The 16,178-nt window shown below is 34.8% G+C and carries 16 protein-coding genes; 9 read left to right on the plus strand and 7 right to left on the minus strand.

Annotation, left to right across the window (positions count from 1 at the left end; translation table 11 throughout):
• Positions 1-69 precede the first annotated feature (69 nt).
• Complete coding sequence (locus P177_RS06820) at positions 70-660, minus strand: outer membrane beta-barrel protein (protein WP_036153264.1); 591 nt, start codon at positions 658-660, stop codon at positions 70-72.
• Between the two features lie 230 nt (positions 661-890).
• Here P177_RS06820 and tgt point away from each other — a divergent pair, with 230 nt between their 5' ends.
• The 6 genes from tgt to P177_RS06850 all read left to right on the plus strand — a co-directional run bounded on the left by tgt (position 891) and on the right by P177_RS06850 (position 8,144).
• Positions 891-2,021, plus strand: coding sequence for a tRNA guanosine(34) transglycosylase Tgt (gene tgt, locus P177_RS06825; RefSeq protein ID WP_036157955.1), 1,131 nt, complete (start codon positions 891-893; stop codon positions 2,019-2,021).
• Entirely contained in the window at positions 2,021-3,103 is a 1,083-nt protein-coding gene (locus tag P177_RS06830; RefSeq protein ID WP_036153266.1) for an LptF/LptG family permease, read from the plus strand. Before tgt ends, P177_RS06830 begins: the two co-directional genes overlap by 1 nt.
• On the plus strand, positions 3,090-3,989 hold the full coding sequence (locus P177_RS06835) for a DMT family transporter (RefSeq protein WP_036153269.1): 900 nt from the start codon (positions 3,090-3,092) through the stop codon (positions 3,987-3,989). Before P177_RS06830 ends, P177_RS06835 begins: the two co-directional genes overlap by 14 nt.
• Positions 3,990-4,038: 49 nt before the next feature.
• Positions 4,039-4,992 (plus strand): acetyl-CoA carboxylase carboxyltransferase subunit alpha, encoded by a 954-nt coding sequence (locus tag P177_RS06840; RefSeq protein WP_036153271.1) that lies wholly within the window; start codon positions 4,039-4,041, stop codon positions 4,990-4,992.
• A 166-nt stretch (positions 4,993-5,158) separates the two neighbouring features.
• On the plus strand, positions 5,159-6,709 hold the full coding sequence (dnaB, locus tag P177_RS06845) for a replicative DNA helicase (RefSeq protein ID WP_036153273.1): 1,551 nt from the start codon (positions 5,159-5,161) through the stop codon (positions 6,707-6,709).
• 172 nt (positions 6,710-6,881) lie between these two features.
• Positions 6,882-8,144, plus strand: a complete 1,263-nt coding sequence (locus P177_RS06850; RefSeq protein ID WP_036153275.1) for a hypothetical protein — start codon at positions 6,882-6,884, stop codon at positions 8,142-8,144.
• 91 nt (positions 8,145-8,235) lie between these two features.
• Here P177_RS06850 and P177_RS06855 read toward each other — a convergent pair whose 3' ends face one another.
• Positions 8,236-9,606 (minus strand): hypothetical protein, encoded by a 1,371-nt coding sequence (locus P177_RS06855; RefSeq protein WP_036153278.1) that lies wholly within the window; start codon positions 9,604-9,606, stop codon positions 8,236-8,238.
• Positions 9,607-9,626: 20 nt separating this feature from the next.
• Positions 9,627-12,044: a TonB-dependent receptor gene (locus tag P177_RS06860; RefSeq protein ID WP_036153280.1), complete on the minus strand. Its 2,418-nt coding sequence runs from the start codon at positions 12,042-12,044 to the stop codon at positions 9,627-9,629.
• A gap of 148 nt (positions 12,045-12,192) precedes the next feature.
• Here P177_RS06860 and P177_RS19365 point away from each other — a divergent pair, with 148 nt between their 5' ends.
• The gene (locus P177_RS19365) at positions 12,193-13,164 is read left to right on the plus strand and encodes a helix-turn-helix domain-containing protein (protein WP_051941743.1); all 972 of its coding nucleotides are present in this window, start codon (positions 12,193-12,195) and stop codon (positions 13,162-13,164) included.
• Between the two features lie 24 nt (positions 13,165-13,188).
• Here the strand turns inward: P177_RS19365 and P177_RS06870 are convergent, their stop codons facing one another.
• Positions 13,189-13,983 carry an HAD family hydrolase gene (locus P177_RS06870; RefSeq protein WP_036153283.1) on the minus strand — a complete coding sequence of 265 codons (795 nt, stop codon included), beginning with the start codon at positions 13,981-13,983 and terminating at the stop codon, positions 13,189-13,191.
• 92 nt (positions 13,984-14,075) lie between these two features.
• On the opposite strand from P177_RS06870, the gene P177_RS06875 reads away from it, so the two are divergent.
• Positions 14,076-14,498: a secondary thiamine-phosphate synthase enzyme YjbQ gene (locus tag P177_RS06875; RefSeq protein WP_036157959.1), complete on the plus strand. Its 423-nt coding sequence runs from the start codon at positions 14,076-14,078 to the stop codon at positions 14,496-14,498.
• 31 nt (positions 14,499-14,529) lie between these two features.
• Positions 14,530-14,808, plus strand: a complete 279-nt coding sequence (locus P177_RS06880) for an EF-hand domain-containing protein (protein ID WP_036153286.1) — start codon at positions 14,530-14,532, stop codon at positions 14,806-14,808.
• Between the two features lie 36 nt (positions 14,809-14,844).
• Here the strand turns inward: P177_RS06880 and rplT are convergent, their stop codons facing one another.
• The 3 genes from rplT to infC form a co-directional block, all read right to left on the minus strand.
• Entirely contained in the window at positions 14,845-15,189 is a 345-nt protein-coding gene (gene rplT, locus P177_RS06885; RefSeq protein WP_027064529.1) for a 50S ribosomal protein L20, read from the minus strand.
• Between the two features lie 99 nt (positions 15,190-15,288).
• Complete coding sequence (gene rpmI, locus P177_RS06890) at positions 15,289-15,486, minus strand: 50S ribosomal protein L35 (RefSeq protein WP_027064530.1); 198 nt, start codon at positions 15,484-15,486, stop codon at positions 15,289-15,291.
• A gap of 115 nt (positions 15,487-15,601) precedes the next feature.
• Positions 15,602-16,159, minus strand: coding sequence for a translation initiation factor IF-3 (gene infC, locus P177_RS06895; protein WP_082642892.1), 558 nt, complete (start codon positions 16,157-16,159; stop codon positions 15,602-15,604).
• Between the last annotated feature and the right edge of the window lie 19 nt (positions 16,160-16,178).

Genomic DNA, 16,178 nt, shown 5'->3' on the forward strand with positions numbered 1-16,178 from the left:
AATTTATTCTAAAGCATAAAAAAACCTCTTAAGTATTCTTAAGAGGTTTTTTGTTTCTTGTTGTTTTGTTTACATCGTTAAAGACAAACTCAATATCAATTGATCTGGTCTAGTATCTATTCTACTTGGACCTAGATTTGTAATGTTGGTATTTATAAATGAAGCTTCGTTGTCACTAAACCCTCTCTCATAGCGTAAATCTATCCCTAATTTACCAAGGTTTACTCCAGCACCAATATTCATGCCAACTGAAAAATCATTTTCCACATCGTCAATAGTAATACCGTCAAATTCAGTATCTAAAATGTATTGAAAACTAGGTCCAGCAAAAACATGCAACGGTCCAACCAAGTTGATGCCTAATAATACCGGCACATCTAATTTGCTCATGTCAAAATCAGCTCCGTCATAATCAGACTTTGTTTTAGTATATACCAACTCTGGTCTAACATAAACTTTAGAAGCACCAATTTTTCCGAAGATACCTACATGGTACCCAATGTTTCTATCAGGATTTCTAGCAACATCTCCCGCAGATTCAAAATAATCTCCGTTTGCGTTGTAATTTAATCCTCCTTTAATACCAAATCCCGAATCACCCTGTGCCATTCCATAAAACCCAGAGAGTGCCATGAAGGCAACTAAAATTGTTTTTTTCATATCGTTGTTGTTTTAAGTGGTACATGTAGCAAATACGATACCAAATGTTCCATTTCTCGTTATACCATCAGAACGGAGGTTAAATATCTTTATTGTTTTGTATTCCATTTGGGTCAATTTCAATTTTATAAAGTCACGCTCCGTAATTTATTGGTTTCATTGACATCTTTGCTTTTTATTAAGTTTTTCCCAAAGACAGTTCATTATATTTGCAGCTAGATTTAGAAATTTTGAAGTTTACACTACACAATACCGATTTACAATCAAAAGCTAGGGCAGGTACTATTGTTACCGATCATGGTACTATTGAAACCCCCATATTTATGCCGGTGGGCACGGTAGCCTCTGTAAAAGGAGTGCATCAAAAAGAATTAAGAGAAGAGGTAAATCCAGATATTATTCTTGGAAATACCTATCATTTATTTCTTAGACCCAAAACTGAGATTTTAAAGAAAGCTGGCGGACTCCATAAATTTATGGGTTGGGATAGAAATATTCTTACAGATAGTGGTGGTTACCAAGTATATTCTTTATCCGGAAATAGGAAGATTAAAGAAGAAGGGGTCAAGTTTAAATCGCACATTGACGGATCCATGCATTTGTTTACGCCAGAGAATGTGATGGAAATTCAACGTGTAATCGGTGCAGATATTATCATGGCCTTTGATGAGTGCACGCCTTACCCATGTGAATATAACTACGCCAAACGTTCTATGCATATGACGCATAGGTGGTTAGATAGATGTATCAATCATTTGGAGAAAACACCTTTTGAGTATGATTATGCACAAACATTTTTTCCTATCGTACAAGGGTCTACTTATAAAGATTTAAGAAGGCAATCTGCAGAATATATTGCAAATGCAGGAGCTGAAGGGAATGCAATTGGCGGATTATCTGTTGGTGAGCCAGCTGAAGAAATGTATGGTATGACAGAGGTGGTGTGTGAAATTCTACCAGAAGATAAACCAAGGTACCTTATGGGTGTTGGTACACCTATTAATATCTTGGAGAATATAGCCTTGGGCATAGATATGTTTGATTGTGTGATGCCTACTAGAAACGCTAGAAACGGAATGTTGTTTACGGCCCACGGTACCATTAACATTAAGAACAAAAAGTGGGAAGATGATTTTTCTCCTATTGATGAAATGGGAACTACCTTTGTAGACCGTGAATATTCTAAAGCGTATTTAAGACATTTATTCGCTGCTAATGAATATTTGGGTAAACAAATTGCCACAATTCATAACTTAGGCTTTTATATGTGGTTGGTGCGTGAAGCGCGTAAACATATAATTGCAGGAGATTTTAGAACCTGGAAAGATATGATGGTAAAACAAATGGATAAAAGGCTATAATGCTATCAATAATAGATAAATACATTCTAAAAAGGTATATCGCGACTTTTTCGCTAATGCTTTTGTTATTCATTCCCATTGGTATTATGGTGAATTTGGCAGAACAGATCGGTAAAATGATCGATAATGAAGCGCCGTTGAATGAAATAGTTATGTATTATGTGAATTTCACCATTTACATTGGTAATCTATTGTTCCCTATTTTTCTATTCTTATCCGTAATTTTCTTTACCTCTAAACTTGCTAACAATACCGAGATTGTTGCCATATTAAGTTCCGGGGTTTCTTATGGTCGGTTTTTAAGACCTTACATTATTGGGGCTTCTATGGTAGCTGTTTTAATGTTCTTTATGACCATGTTCATTGTACCCAACGCTAGTGTGGGCTTCAATGAATTTAAATACAAATACCTTAAAAAAGGCAAACAAGATCGGGTCACCAACAATATCTTTAATCAACTCAATGAAACCGATTTTATTTATGTGAGTAGTTTTGATCCGGCTAGGCAGTTGGGTCATAATTTTACATTTGAGCGTTTTAAAGAAAACAATGAATTAGATTTTAAAATATCTGCCGCAAATATTAGATGGGTAGATAAAGATTCTAGTTACCGATTAACTTCTTATAAAAAACGTACCATTATGGGGGATACGGCAATTATTGAAAGTAAACGTAGGTTAGATACCATTTTTGCTTTTGATATAGGTGATCTTACCCCGGTTTCATACGTTGCAGAAACAAAGAATCTTTTTGAATTGGACACCTTTATTAAGGACCAAAGGAGAAAGGGTGCATCTAATATTAATACCTACGTCTTGGTTAAATATAAGCGTTGGGCGCTGCCGTTAACAGCTTTTATATTGACTATTATTGCTGTTTCGGTATCGTCGGTTAAAAGACGTGGCGGTATGGGGGCTAATTTAGCATTTGGTATTTTAATTGCTTTTATATTTATATTTTTTGATAAGGTATTCGGTGTACTGGCAGAGCAATCGGGCTTTTCTCCTTTACTTGCGGTTATCATACCTAATGTAGTTTTTGGATGTCTGGCATTTTATCTACTTCAAAATGCAAAAAGATAGAATACTTAATCTACTACACTTACATTTCATTGTCTTTATTTGGGGCTTTACAGCCATTCTAGGAAAGTTAATCACTATAGATTCATTACCCTTGGTGTGGATTAGAATGGGTATGGCAACCTTATTTATAGCAGTATATATACTTTTTGCCAAATTCAGTTTAAAAGTTTCAAAGAAAACATTTTGGTGGTTGTTAGGTGGGGGAGTGGTTGTTGCTTTACATTGGGTAACCTTCTTCTTGGCAATTAAAGTCTCTACAGTATCTGTAGCATTGGCAATGATGTCTACAGGTGCTTTTTTTACAGCTTTAATGGAGCCTTTTTGGTATAAGCGAAAGATAATTGGCTATGAGATATTCTTCGGTTTAATGGTCGTTGCTGGGCTCTATTTAATATTTAAGGTAGAAACAGAATATGTTTTTGGTATGGTCATCGCATTGATATCGGCATTTTTGGCAGCGGTTTTTTCATTGATAAACGGTAAGCTGGTTCAAACTCATCGTCCATCGGTTATATCTTTTTATGAATTAGGCGTGGGCATGGTTTTCTTATCAATAATTTTAATTGTTAAGGGCGATTTTAGTCTGTCATTAATAACCCTGCCGCAAATGGATTGGGTTTATTTAGTAGTATTAGCGCTTATTTGTACGGCGTATGCCTTTATTGCATCGGTAAAGATTATGCGTGTTTTAACTCCATATACGGTTATGCTTACAACAAATCTAGAACCGGTCTATGGTATTCTTTTAGCTTGGTTTATATTTGGATCAGAAGAAAAAATGAAACCTATGTTTTATGTGGGAGCCTTAATCATACTCAGTACGGTCATTGCGAACGGTATTTTAAAACAAAGAACAAATATTAAAAAAAGGGTACCCAAGATTTAGGTATTAAAGTTTTATCTTTGAGCCGCAACTAAAGAAACTTTATAGAAATATGGAATATTTGGATTTTGAACTTCCGATCAAAGAGTTGGAAGAACAATTGGACAAGTGCATGATCATTGGAGAGGAAAGTGATGTTGATGTGACCGAGACATGTAAACAGATTGAAAAGAAACTTACCGAAACTAGAAAAGATATCTATAAGAATTTAACTGCTTGGCAACGAGTACAGTTATCTAGACATCCAAATAGACCTTATACATTAGATTATATTAAAGCCATATGTGGAGATACGTTCTTGGAACTTCATGGTGATCGTACCGTAAAGGATGACAAGGCTATGATTGGTGGTTTAGGTAAAATTGGTGATCAGAGCTATATGTTCATTGGTCAACAAAAAGGATATAATACAAAAACACGTCAGTATAGAAATTTTGGTATGGCCAACCCAGAAGGGTATAGAAAGGCTTTACGATTAATGAAATCTGCTGAAAAATTCCAAGTACCTGTAGTTTGCTTAATAGATACACCGGGTGCTTACCCAGGTATTGAGGCAGAAGAAAGAGGTCAAGGAGAGGCAATTGCAAGAAATATTCTTGAAATGACTCGCCTTAAAGTACCTGTAATTGTTGTAATTATAGGTGAAGGTGCTTCTGGTGGTGCATTAGGTATAGGTGTTGGTGATAAGGTGTTAATGTTAGAGAATACTTGGTATTCTGTAATTTCACCAGAATCATGTTCTTCTATATTATGGAGAAGCTGGGAATATAAAGAAAGAGCTGCCGAGGCTTTAAAATTGACAGCGACCGATATGAAAAAGTTGAAATTGATCGATGAAATCATTCGTGAGCCTGCAGGTGGAGCACATGCCAACAGACCTAAAACTTTTGAAACGGTAAAAAATAAAATTTCTTCTCATTTTGAAGATCTTCAAAAGTTATCACCAAAAGAACTTGTAAATCAACGCATGGATAAATACGCACAAATGGGCGTTTTTAACGGCTAATCTGCATTTTAGGCTTCTTAAAAATATACCGAGGATTTTATTCCTCGGTTTTTTTATGTTATCAACAGAAAATTGTAACTTATTAACAGTCAATTGTTAGTCAACTGTGAACATCGAAATTGATGTTTTTCACGTTAACTAAAGGTTAATTGTATACTTTCGCACTATGGAGAACACGAAACCTTTTGTCGCTCGAAAGATTGACAAATCTAATATTATAAGTCTTGAAAAAGGCAAAATTCCACCACAAGCTATTGATTTAGAGGAGGTTGTGTTGGGTGCTATGATGATAGATAAAAAAGGTGTTGATGAAGTTATTGATATTTTACACCCAGATGTATTCTATAAAGACGCTCATAGATTCATTTATGAGGCTATCTTCATTCTCTTTGAAGAGTCGCAACCTATAGATTTATTAACCGTTTCGTCACAACTTAAGAAAGCTGGTAAGCTAGAGGTCTGTGGAGGCGATTTTTATTTGATAAAATTAACTCAAAAAGTAGCTTCATCCGCTCATATTGAGTTTCACGCACGTATTATTCTTCAGAAGTTTATTCAGCGTAGTTTGATCAAAATTTCAGGTGAAATAATTGAAGAGGCATATGATGAAGCTGTAGATGTTTTTGATTTGTTAGACACTGCCGAAGCAAAATTATATGATGTTACCCAAGGTAACTTAAAGCGTTCTGCGGAGACTGCTCAAGATTTGGTAATACAGGCTAAAAAACGAATTGAAGAGATTGCCGGTAAAGAGGGAATGAGTGGTGTTGCATCCGGATTTGATAAGTTGGATAAGCTAACATCTGGATGGCAGCCAAGTGATTTAATTATCGTTGCAGCACGTCCTGGTATGGGTAAAACGGCTTTTACCTTATCTATGGCAAGAAATATGGCCGTGAATACAAACACTCCTGTAGCTTTCTTCTCTTTGGAGATGTCCTCAGTACAGTTGATTACTAGATTGATTTCCTCTGAAACAGGTTTGTCTTCAGAAAAATTAAGAACCGGTAAGCTAGAAAAGCATGAGTGGGAGCAGTTAAACGTAAAGGTAAAAACTTTGGAAAAAGCTCCTTTGTTCATTGATGATACCCCGTCGTTATCTATATTCGATTTACGTGCAAAGGCAAGACGTCTTGCTTCTCAGCATGGTATAAAAATGATCATGATCGATTATTTGCAGTTAATGACAGCTGGTGGTAGTCAAAAAGGAGGAAACAGGGAACAGGAAATTTCTACTATTTCTCGAAACTTGAAAGCCCTTGCAAAAGAATTGAACGTTCCTGTAATTGCACTATCCCAATTATCGCGTGCCGTTGAAACACGTGGAGGTAGTAAGAGACCTATTCTTTCGGATTTGAGGGAATCTGGAGCGATTGAGCAAGATGCCGATATTGTATCGTTCATCTATAGACCGGAGTACTATAAGATTGAAGAATGGGATGATGAAGAACGTACTCCAACACAAGGTCAGGGTGAATTTATTGTGGCAAAACACCGTAATGGTGGTTTGGAAAATATTAGATTGAAGTTTATCGGTAATCAAGGTAAATTCGATAACCTTGATGATTTTGATTCTCCTTTCGAATTTCAATCCAAAATGAATGCAAATGAAGAGAATCCGTTTGCTACTAAAAACTTGCCAAGTGCAGATGATGCTTTTGGTAGTAGTATGAACAATAGTCCAGATTTAGATGAGGATAATGATGTTCCTTTTTAAAATAGCATATATTTAAAAGTTTAAAAGTCTTCCATTTGGGAGACTTTTTTGGTTTTAAAGCAATTGATTTATAAAAAATCTCGTTAACTTAATTACAATAGCTTTAACTGCATCTTAAATACTGCTCAAAAGATTTTACTATATCTTTGAGTGAATAGTTTTAGAAAACTTTATGCGTAAATTAATTACCTCTGTTTTATTCCTCTTCTTTGCATTACAAATGTTCGCATCATCTATTTTAATACCAATGGATGCTGATAGTCAAAAGAATCATTTAAAAGCGTATGGCATTACATATTGGGTACTGGCAAAGCAACAAAAAGTACAGTGGTTATTGAATTACCGTGGTGGTTCTTTTTTATTGCCAGACGGAGAAAGTATTAGAAAGGAGTGCCAGATTAGAGGCGTAAGTTTTGAAATTTTATCGGACGGACAAGCAAATGGAATTTTAGATGAAATCAGTAGCCCTTCTATTAATCAAGATGCGGTAATTTTAGAAAAAGCTCCACGAATAGCGGTGTATTCACCAAAAGATAAACAACCTTGGGATGATGCGGTAACCATGGCATTGACCTATGCCGAAATACCTTATACTACCATTTATGATGAAGAAGTGCTTGGAGATAAGCTAGCACTGTATGATTGGTTGCATTTGCATCATGAAGATTTTACTGGTCAGTATGGTAAGTTTTACGGAGCATACAGAGCAACACCATGGTATATTGAAGGGAAGAAAAATGCAGAAAAGTTGGCTAAGAAGTTAGGTTACGAGAAAGTATCCGATGAAAAAAGAGCCGTTGCCTTAAAAATTAGAAATTATGTAATTGGCGGAGGATTCATGTTTGCCATGTGTTCGGCAACCGATAGTTTTGATATAGCCTTGGCTGCTGACGGTGTTGATATTGTAGAACCTATGTTTGATGGTGATGCTTCTGACCCCAACTATCAAGCAAGCTTAGATTATGGAAAAACTTTTGCTTTCACAGATTTTATTCTAGAACGTAGTCCGTTGAAATATGAATTTTCTTCTATAGATATGACCAATAAAAGAGGCAATGTACCAAAGGAGTCAGATTACTTTTCTTTGATGGATTTTTCGGCTAAATGGGACCCTGTACCTACGATGTTATGCCAGAATCATACTTCTTTGGTAAAAGGGTTCATGGGGCAAACAACTGCTTTTACACGTTCTGAAATTAAGCCGACTGTTTTGGTGTTAGGGGAAAATAAACTTAATGAGGAAGCTAGATATATACACGGAATTAAAGGAAAGGGATTTTTTACCTTTTATGGCGGACACGATCCGGAAGATTACCAACATAGGGTAGGGGATCCTAAAACGGAGCTGGAGTTGCATCCAACTTCTCCTGGTTATCGTTTAATATTGAATAATGTATTGTTCCCAGCTGCTCGAAAGAAGAAACAGAAAACCTAACCGTAATTTTAGTAGTAGAAAGAAATAAAAAAACCGTTATCAAAACAATTGTCTTGATAACGGTTTTTTAATAGAGGTATCTTTTGATATACTAGAATACCCCAATAAAGTGACTTCCCGTAGTATTCACAAGTTCAGCACCTTTAGTAACAGCACCAGTTTCTGTATCTACAACATAGATATTTCCATTCTGTCCAACAGCACCTTGAGTAAGATATATCTCTGTTCCTTCAACTACAAATCCTTGATATTGAAATAAGTAGAAATCTGGGTCATAAGGTATATCGTCAATTCTTACTGCAGTTTGAGCGTTTAAATCTACAAGAGCAAAAAATCCTTGAAGACCAGCAACACCTTCTGCAGATCCATTATGACGGTAAGCTACAACTGCTTTTCCATTTGCAGCAGGTCTCCATGCAAGTACATAAGCTCCTTCAATGCCTAAAGCTTCATCTAGGTTAAAGTCGTACGTGTCATCGTACTCATTGTCAGCATCGATTTTTAAAATATAAGAACCTTCTGGGTCACTTTGATTTGCTTGGTATACACTACCATTGTATTCAAAAGCATTAATACTACGGTATCCATTAGTATTTCCATGACCTACAGTTGATGTAATAACTGAAGGATTCAATAGTGAAGGGTAATCTAACACAATTGTTTTAGAACCTAATATTTCATAATCACTATCACTTTCAGCAGTAGCAGGATCTACTTTGCTTAAACGAGCACCAATATATAATTTGTCTCCTGCTGCATTTAATGTTGGCATATCAATTCTAGAAATATAGTATCCAGCAGCTTCTTCTTCAGTAGACAACGGAACACTGTGCTCTTGAAATTCTTTAATAGAAGAGTTGACCAAATCTAATGTTACTACGCCAATGGTAGCCTCGGTACGGGTATAGGCATCATTCTCGTCAAATTCGTTTTCTGTTGATACATATACAGCTGCACCAGTTTGATCTCCGTCAAATAACTTAATCCAACGGGGAGCTGTACCAACGTAAGGAGCTATACTAACTTCAGAACCTGATGGGGTAAATGTTTGTCCGCCTTCAACAGTATATTTAGTGTAATTTCCGCCAGTATCACCTGCGTAGCTGATATTGAAAATGGTATTTCCATCTTCAGAAGATTGCAATCTTGCCGTTCTGTTTGAAGGTGCTATAAATCCATTTTCAAAAGGGTCAATAGAAACTGTAGGGTCTTTGGCATCAACACTAGTAACAGCGTAAATTAAAGTACCTCCGTTTCCATCACCTGGATCTTCTCCCATTTTTGCTCCTGCAACGGTAATCCATCTTGGATCTTCTTCTTCAACTGATTCTTCTGTTTCTGGTTCCTCGGTATCTGTATCAGGTGTAACTACGGTATCGTCATCACTGCTACAAGCTGTCATTAAACCAGCGGTAAGTATTGCGGCAGCAAAGGTTTTAAGGTTTAGGATAGTTTTTTTCATTTTATGTATTGATTAAAAGATTAGAATTTATTTATTGCGTAATTTAATTTTAGGTAAAAAGCTCTTCCTGGTTTTTGTACAGAAAGATTATCGTAAACGGGTTCGTCAAATATGTTTTTGATATCAAAACTTACTACAAATCTTTTGTCTGGAAACGCATAACTAAGTCCAATATCCTGAGATAACTGCTGCGGTATTTCAAAAAATTCATTACCGACAGTATTACTGCCTTGTGCAGTTAAGAATGAGAATTCATCAGTGAAATACACATTGTAGAATGCATTTAATCTAGATTTTTTTTGAATAAGATTTTTAAATGAATAGCGCAAGCCCCCGTTCATGGTGAAAAAAGGAGTGTTGGGAACATCGATTTCTATTCCTTGGTTTTCAATTTTCAAGTCGAACTTTGATATATTAAAGTTGAGTCCAAAATTGTTATTATATGAGTAGTTTAATTGTGCATCAAAGCCTTTTGATGTTCCACTACCTTGATTTACATAGACAATTAATTCATCATCTACATTTAAAGATGTTTCTATTGGTAGCCCAATTCTATCTTTTATATTTCGCGTGAAAACATTGGTAGAAATTGTAAAAGCATGTTTTTTTATATTGAAGTTGCCAAACCTGAAACCTAAGTTGTAATTATTGCTGCTTTCTGGGTCAATACTTGAATTCGCTACTACATTATCACCATCATTTCCGAAAATTTCAGTTTCGTTAGGTAATCGAATAGCTTTCTCTGCAGATGTTAATAGTGTAATATTTGGTACAATTTCATAAGATGCAGCAAATCCATACCCGTCGTAGTTCTTATTACTACTAACCACTTCGTCGACAATTACATCGTTTCCGTTTTCATCAGATTCAATAGCGGGATCTACACTGGTGGTTTTTTGCTGGTAATGTTTAACAAACAAACTTGTATTTAGTTTTTCATTAAAAGCAGTCAATTCATAAGTTAGAGAGTATATGTTTTTGTTCAAATCTCTTGTACCAACAAATGTGTTTTCTAAGACGGATTGAAGGGCATCGCTGTCTTCTCTATCAATACCACTATATACATGGTTTGCAGATATTTTATGATGGTCGTTAATAGTATATGAAACCCCGGTTCTAATAGAGGCAACATTTCTTTTGATTTTTGCCAATGTTGGACCTCCTTCTTGTTGTGAACGCCAAGTATATTGGTATTCATCACCTCTGAAATCGATAGCGCGTTCTCCGTTCCAGCTATAAGCCCAAGAAACAGTGTCATTCACTGCGCGATTTCTTTTACCATATAAACCGTTCACATTTACGTCAAGACCTTTAGTAAATAAATCTTTCTTTTGGTAAGTTAAACTACCTAGTAAAGCATCAGATTCAAGAAATCTATCTTTATATGGTGTTATGGTCATAAAAGCACCGTGCTGCACCTCTTTATAATCGTCTGAACCTGTAATACCTATAAAAAATTGATCAGCCCATTTAACGTCGGTATATCCAATTTCTGCTTTACCACCAGTTGATCTATATGCGTCATTAAATCTTCTGGCAGTGATAGGGGTTTGTACTCCGCCTAATCCGGTAACGACTACACTTCTTCCTGATACCTTATAATCGTTATCAGAATAATTATGAAATAAAGAAGCTTTGACTGTTAACCCAGATTTTTCAAAACGATACAACCCGTTAACACTGGCTTGTAAAGTATTAAAAGAGCCGTAAGATACAGAAGCATTAAAATTTGTTTTTGCATCATTATGTAATACAATATTTATTGCACCACCTAAAGCATCATCGGCCAAATGACCTGGAACCACACCTTTGTAGACTTCAATATTCTTTATCATTGAAGGGGGTATGCTGTTAAGATTGAATGAGTTGCCGTAAGTAGAAATTGGTATGCCGTCAATGAATATGCGAACCGAATTACCTGATAATCCATTTAAACTATAAGTTACCTCTGATCCTAACCCACCATTTTGACGAATTTTTACCCCAACGGTAGTATTCAGTAATTCGTTTGTTTGAATATTTCTTAGACTGGCTTCTTCTGTTTTTATTGCATTTACTGCAAAACCTTTGGTCTCTATTTGAGTCTCTTTAGATTTGCCATTGACATTGACTTCATCTAAGTTTTCAACACTTTCTTTTAAGGTATAGTTAACCGTAACGCTATTCGTACTTTCTTTAATTTCTATAGTTTTTGACCGGGTATGATAACCTACAAAAGAAACAACTAAATAGTGTTTTCCTTCTGGTACGTTGTCTATGGTAAAACTACCATTGTCGTCGGTTAAAACGCCTAGTTTTAGACCTTCTATCATAACCGTTGCAAAAGGTAAAGGGTTACCTGAATTGTCTTTGACAGTACCTGAAACCGAACTAAGAATCTCTTGAGAATGAGCTGATGTGAACAGTAAAAGAATTATGACAGTAAAGTAATTTTTCATTTGGTATAAAAAAGGTTACTATCTTTATTAAGATTTAGTCTAAATAAATTAGTTTTGCAAATCTAAAGAAGGAATAAAAAGAGCAGTACCGAGAAAGGATTTTAAACATACGCGAAAGGAAGTATTGGTTTGCGTTAGAAGAAGCTATATGAGCGAGGAGTTATTGCGGAAAGAAATTCGGGTCAAAGAACTATTTAAAAATGGTTTTATAGGTAATTCTGTGCAGTTTAATGAGCTAGAGGTAACCACTAAGGATAATAGTTCATTTATAAAAGGAGTAAATTTTTCTAATGGCAATGCGTTGCATGAGTTTAATTCAGAAATTTGTGTTTCTAGTGATGAGCATTTAATAAAACTTCATTTTTCTTTAGAAGGTACTTATTGTTATCAACCTCTTAGGCATATTAAGTATTTAGTGCAGATCCCAGAGAATCATTGCAATATGTTTTATTACCCAACAACAGAGGGTAGAGATATATTTTTTAAGGGTAATGCTAAATCGTTTGAGATTTACGTAAAACCAAGTCTTTTAAAGAATTTATTGGGAACTGAATTTGAACAATCTTTTCAGAAACTGAATAATGCAATCCAGAATTCTAATTCTTTTATATTGTGGGATAAAAGTAAATTTATTCCCCCTAGTATAAGAAGTAAGATAAATGATATAATTCAATGTCCTTATGAGGGTGAAATCAGAAAGACGTATTTAGAAAGTAAATTAACGGTCTTAATGATCGATTTTCTTTTGGGCAGGCAAACTTCAAAACTCTCAAAGAATAATGTGAAGTTGTTAAATTCAGATTATTTGGCATTGGTAAGAGTAGAAGATTATATCAGGAAAAATTTAAAAGAGCCACTTAAAATTATTGATCTTGCAGACTTAGCCGGTTTCAATGCCACCAAACTTAAAAGAGATTTTAAAAAGCTGTACGGGGTAACCGTATTTAAATATATTACTGCATTGCGTATGGAGGTAGCGAAGAGTTTAATTACACAAGAAGGTGCTACCATTGCTCATGCGGCATATGAAGTTGGTTATGCAAATCCGCAGCACTTTACTACGGCATTCAAAAGAACCATGGGCTATGTGCCAAGTGAATTAAAACCGGCTGTTCAGTAAAGTTTAGTGAGTATTTAAGTGCAACTATTTAACTAGCATCTTCAATACGTGCTCCACACCATTTTCATCATTACTTAAAGTACTATATTTAGCTACTTCTTTTACATTTGGATGTGCGTTTTCCATCGCAAACCCAAAATCGGATAGTGCTAGCATTTCTAGGTCATTATTATAGTCGCCAAAAACCATAACCTCGTCAGATTTTAAATTGTAGCTTTCCATGACTTTGGTCAGTGCATAACCTTTATGTGCATTAATGTTTGAGATGTCTAACCAATTTTCTCCTGAAACCTTTACTTTTAAGTCCCCTTCAAAATGTTTTACATAAGGGTATATATGTTTCTCTGAACTTTCAAAATGATAGATGGCAATTTTTATAACTTCTGAGTTAAATGCACTTAAGTCATCAATAATTTTAAATTCGGTATAATACTCTGCCAATTTACTGACGAACTCTTTTGATTTACCGGTTAAATAAGCTTCATGCTTACCGCATAATACAGGGTGAATGTTCGGTATTTTACTTAATGTATTCAATATGTCTTGTACATGATGTTGACTTAAAGGTGTAACCAGTAGTTCGTTATTTTGCTTCATAGCAAAACCGCCGTTCTCGGCAATAACGATAATATCATCTTTGATAGATTGCAGTTTATCAATGATACTATTATACTGTCGACCGCTAGCAGCAACAAAAGTGATGCCTTGAGATTTTAAATTTTTAAATATGTCAAAGAATTGGTCACTAACTTGATGGTTAGAGTTTAAAAGTGTCCCATCCATATCGGTAACAACCATTTTAATCTTTGATAAATCCATATACATTTAATTTAAAGGCAAAGATATTTGAATGCTGTTTAATAAGGTCGATTATGTTCAAAGTTTTACCTTTATTTAATAATATAGAACGAATGAAGTTATTTCAGAAAGAGTTTCAATTACCCGCATATAATAGAGGGTTTCATATCATAACTAATAATATTACTTCTAGAATTCCGGAAATAGCAAATATAGATACCGGTTTCTTGCAGGTGTTTATAAAGCATACATCGGCAAGTTTAACGATTAATGAGAATGCTGATCCTACGGTAAGAGAAGATTTTGAGTCTCATATAAATATTATGGTACCTGAAAATGCTTCATATTACAAGCATGATTATGAAGGCTCAGATGATATGCCTGCACATATAAAAGCGTCTATGATGGGGGCTTCTGTTCAAATTCCAGTAACTAATGGTAAATTGAATATGGGTATTTGGCAAGGTATTTATTTATGTGAACATAGAAATTATGCATCAGGTAGAAACATTGTAATTACATTGTGGGGCAATTGAGTTTTTCTTAAATTGATATAAAAGGAATTATATGACGACTGAAGAATCTATTTTGAATAAAATTCAAATATTGATTACAAATCATTTCGATACACCAGAAATGGCATTCAACTTTTTTGATGAAGATAATGATCAGAAATTGACAAAATCTGAAATCGTAAAATTACTGAAGCAAGCAGAAATAAGCGGATTTATTAGAGGGATAGTTTCTTCTAAGCTTATTGAAGGTTATGATAAGAATGGCGATGAGCTTATTGATTGGCAAGAATTTAAAGCAGCAATAGCTAAAATAAAAAAATCCGATTCGTAAGAATCGGATTTTTCAAAAAGTGAGATTGTTATTAATTTATTTTACCTGATCTACAACTGCCTTAAAGGCATCTGGGTGGTTCATTGCTAAATCTGCAAGAACTTTTCTGTTAAGTTCTATGTTATTAGCTTTTACTTTTCCCATAAATTGAGAGTAGGACATTCCGTGTTGTCTGGCACCTGCATTAATACGGGTAATCCATAATGAACGAAAAGTTCTTTTCTTGTTTCTACGGTCTCTGTAAGCATATAACATTGCTTTTTCAACCGCATTTTTGGCTACTGTCCAAACGTTTTTACGTCTTCCAAAGTAACCTTTGGCTTGCTTCATCACCTTTTTTCTTCTGGCTCTTGAAGCTACTGCATTTACTGATCTTGGCATTTTTTCTAATTTTTTTTGTAGTAGGCGCCCTGTTTATTTTAAGGAACTTTTATTGCCTAACTCCATGGTTAATAATTTTACCTTTTAAAGAACTTGAATTTACTTTAAACGTAATTGTTCTTTAATACTGTTAACATCTGCTTGATGAACTAAACCATCATGAGTTAACTTAAGCTTACGCTTTTTAGATTTTTTAGTCAAAATGTGACTCTTAAAAGCGTGCTTTCTTTTAATTTTACCTGTACCTGTAAGCTTAAAACGCTTCTTAGCACTGGATTTTGTTTTTTGTTTAGGCATTTTCTCCTAGTTTATATATTAATCTCACTTTGCATGCTAAACGCCGCCTACAAAAGCAAGCAGCGTTTAGTATTTTATAAATACCTCGGTTGTTTTACGAAGCCGATGTGTTTTATTATTTTCCTTTAGTTTTAGGTGCGATGAACATAGTCATACGCTTTCCTTCTAGTTTAGGCATTTGTTCTACCTTCCCTAATTCTTCTAATTCAGATGCTAATCTTAGTAATAAAATTTCTCCTTGATCTTTATAGACAATTGATCGTCCTTTAAAAAACACATAAGCCTTTAATTTCGCTCCTTCCTTAAGGAACTTTTCAGCATGTTTCTTTTTAAATTCATAATCATGGTCATCTGTATTAGGACCAAATCTTATTTCTTTAACAACGACCTTTGAAGCTTTCGCTTTCATGGCCTTGTCTCTTTTCTTCTGTTCGTATAAAAACTTTTTATACTCCATGATTTTACAAACAGGAGGGTCTGCCTTTGGGGATATTTCCACCAAATCCAAACCTAATTCTTCTGCTTTTTCAAGAGCCTGAGGAAAAGGATATACACCTACTTCAACGTTATCGCCAACTAACCTAACTTTCGGTGCTGTAATCTTCTCATTAATATTATGAGGATTCTTATTTTCCCTTCTAGGTTGCGGTCTAAATCTTTTACGTATTGCTATGACTAATTCTTTTTAATTA

This window comes from Maribacter forsetii DSM 18668, from assembly GCF_000744105.1.
Classification (GTDB): domain Bacteria; phylum Bacteroidota; class Bacteroidia; order Flavobacteriales; family Flavobacteriaceae; genus Maribacter; species Maribacter forsetii.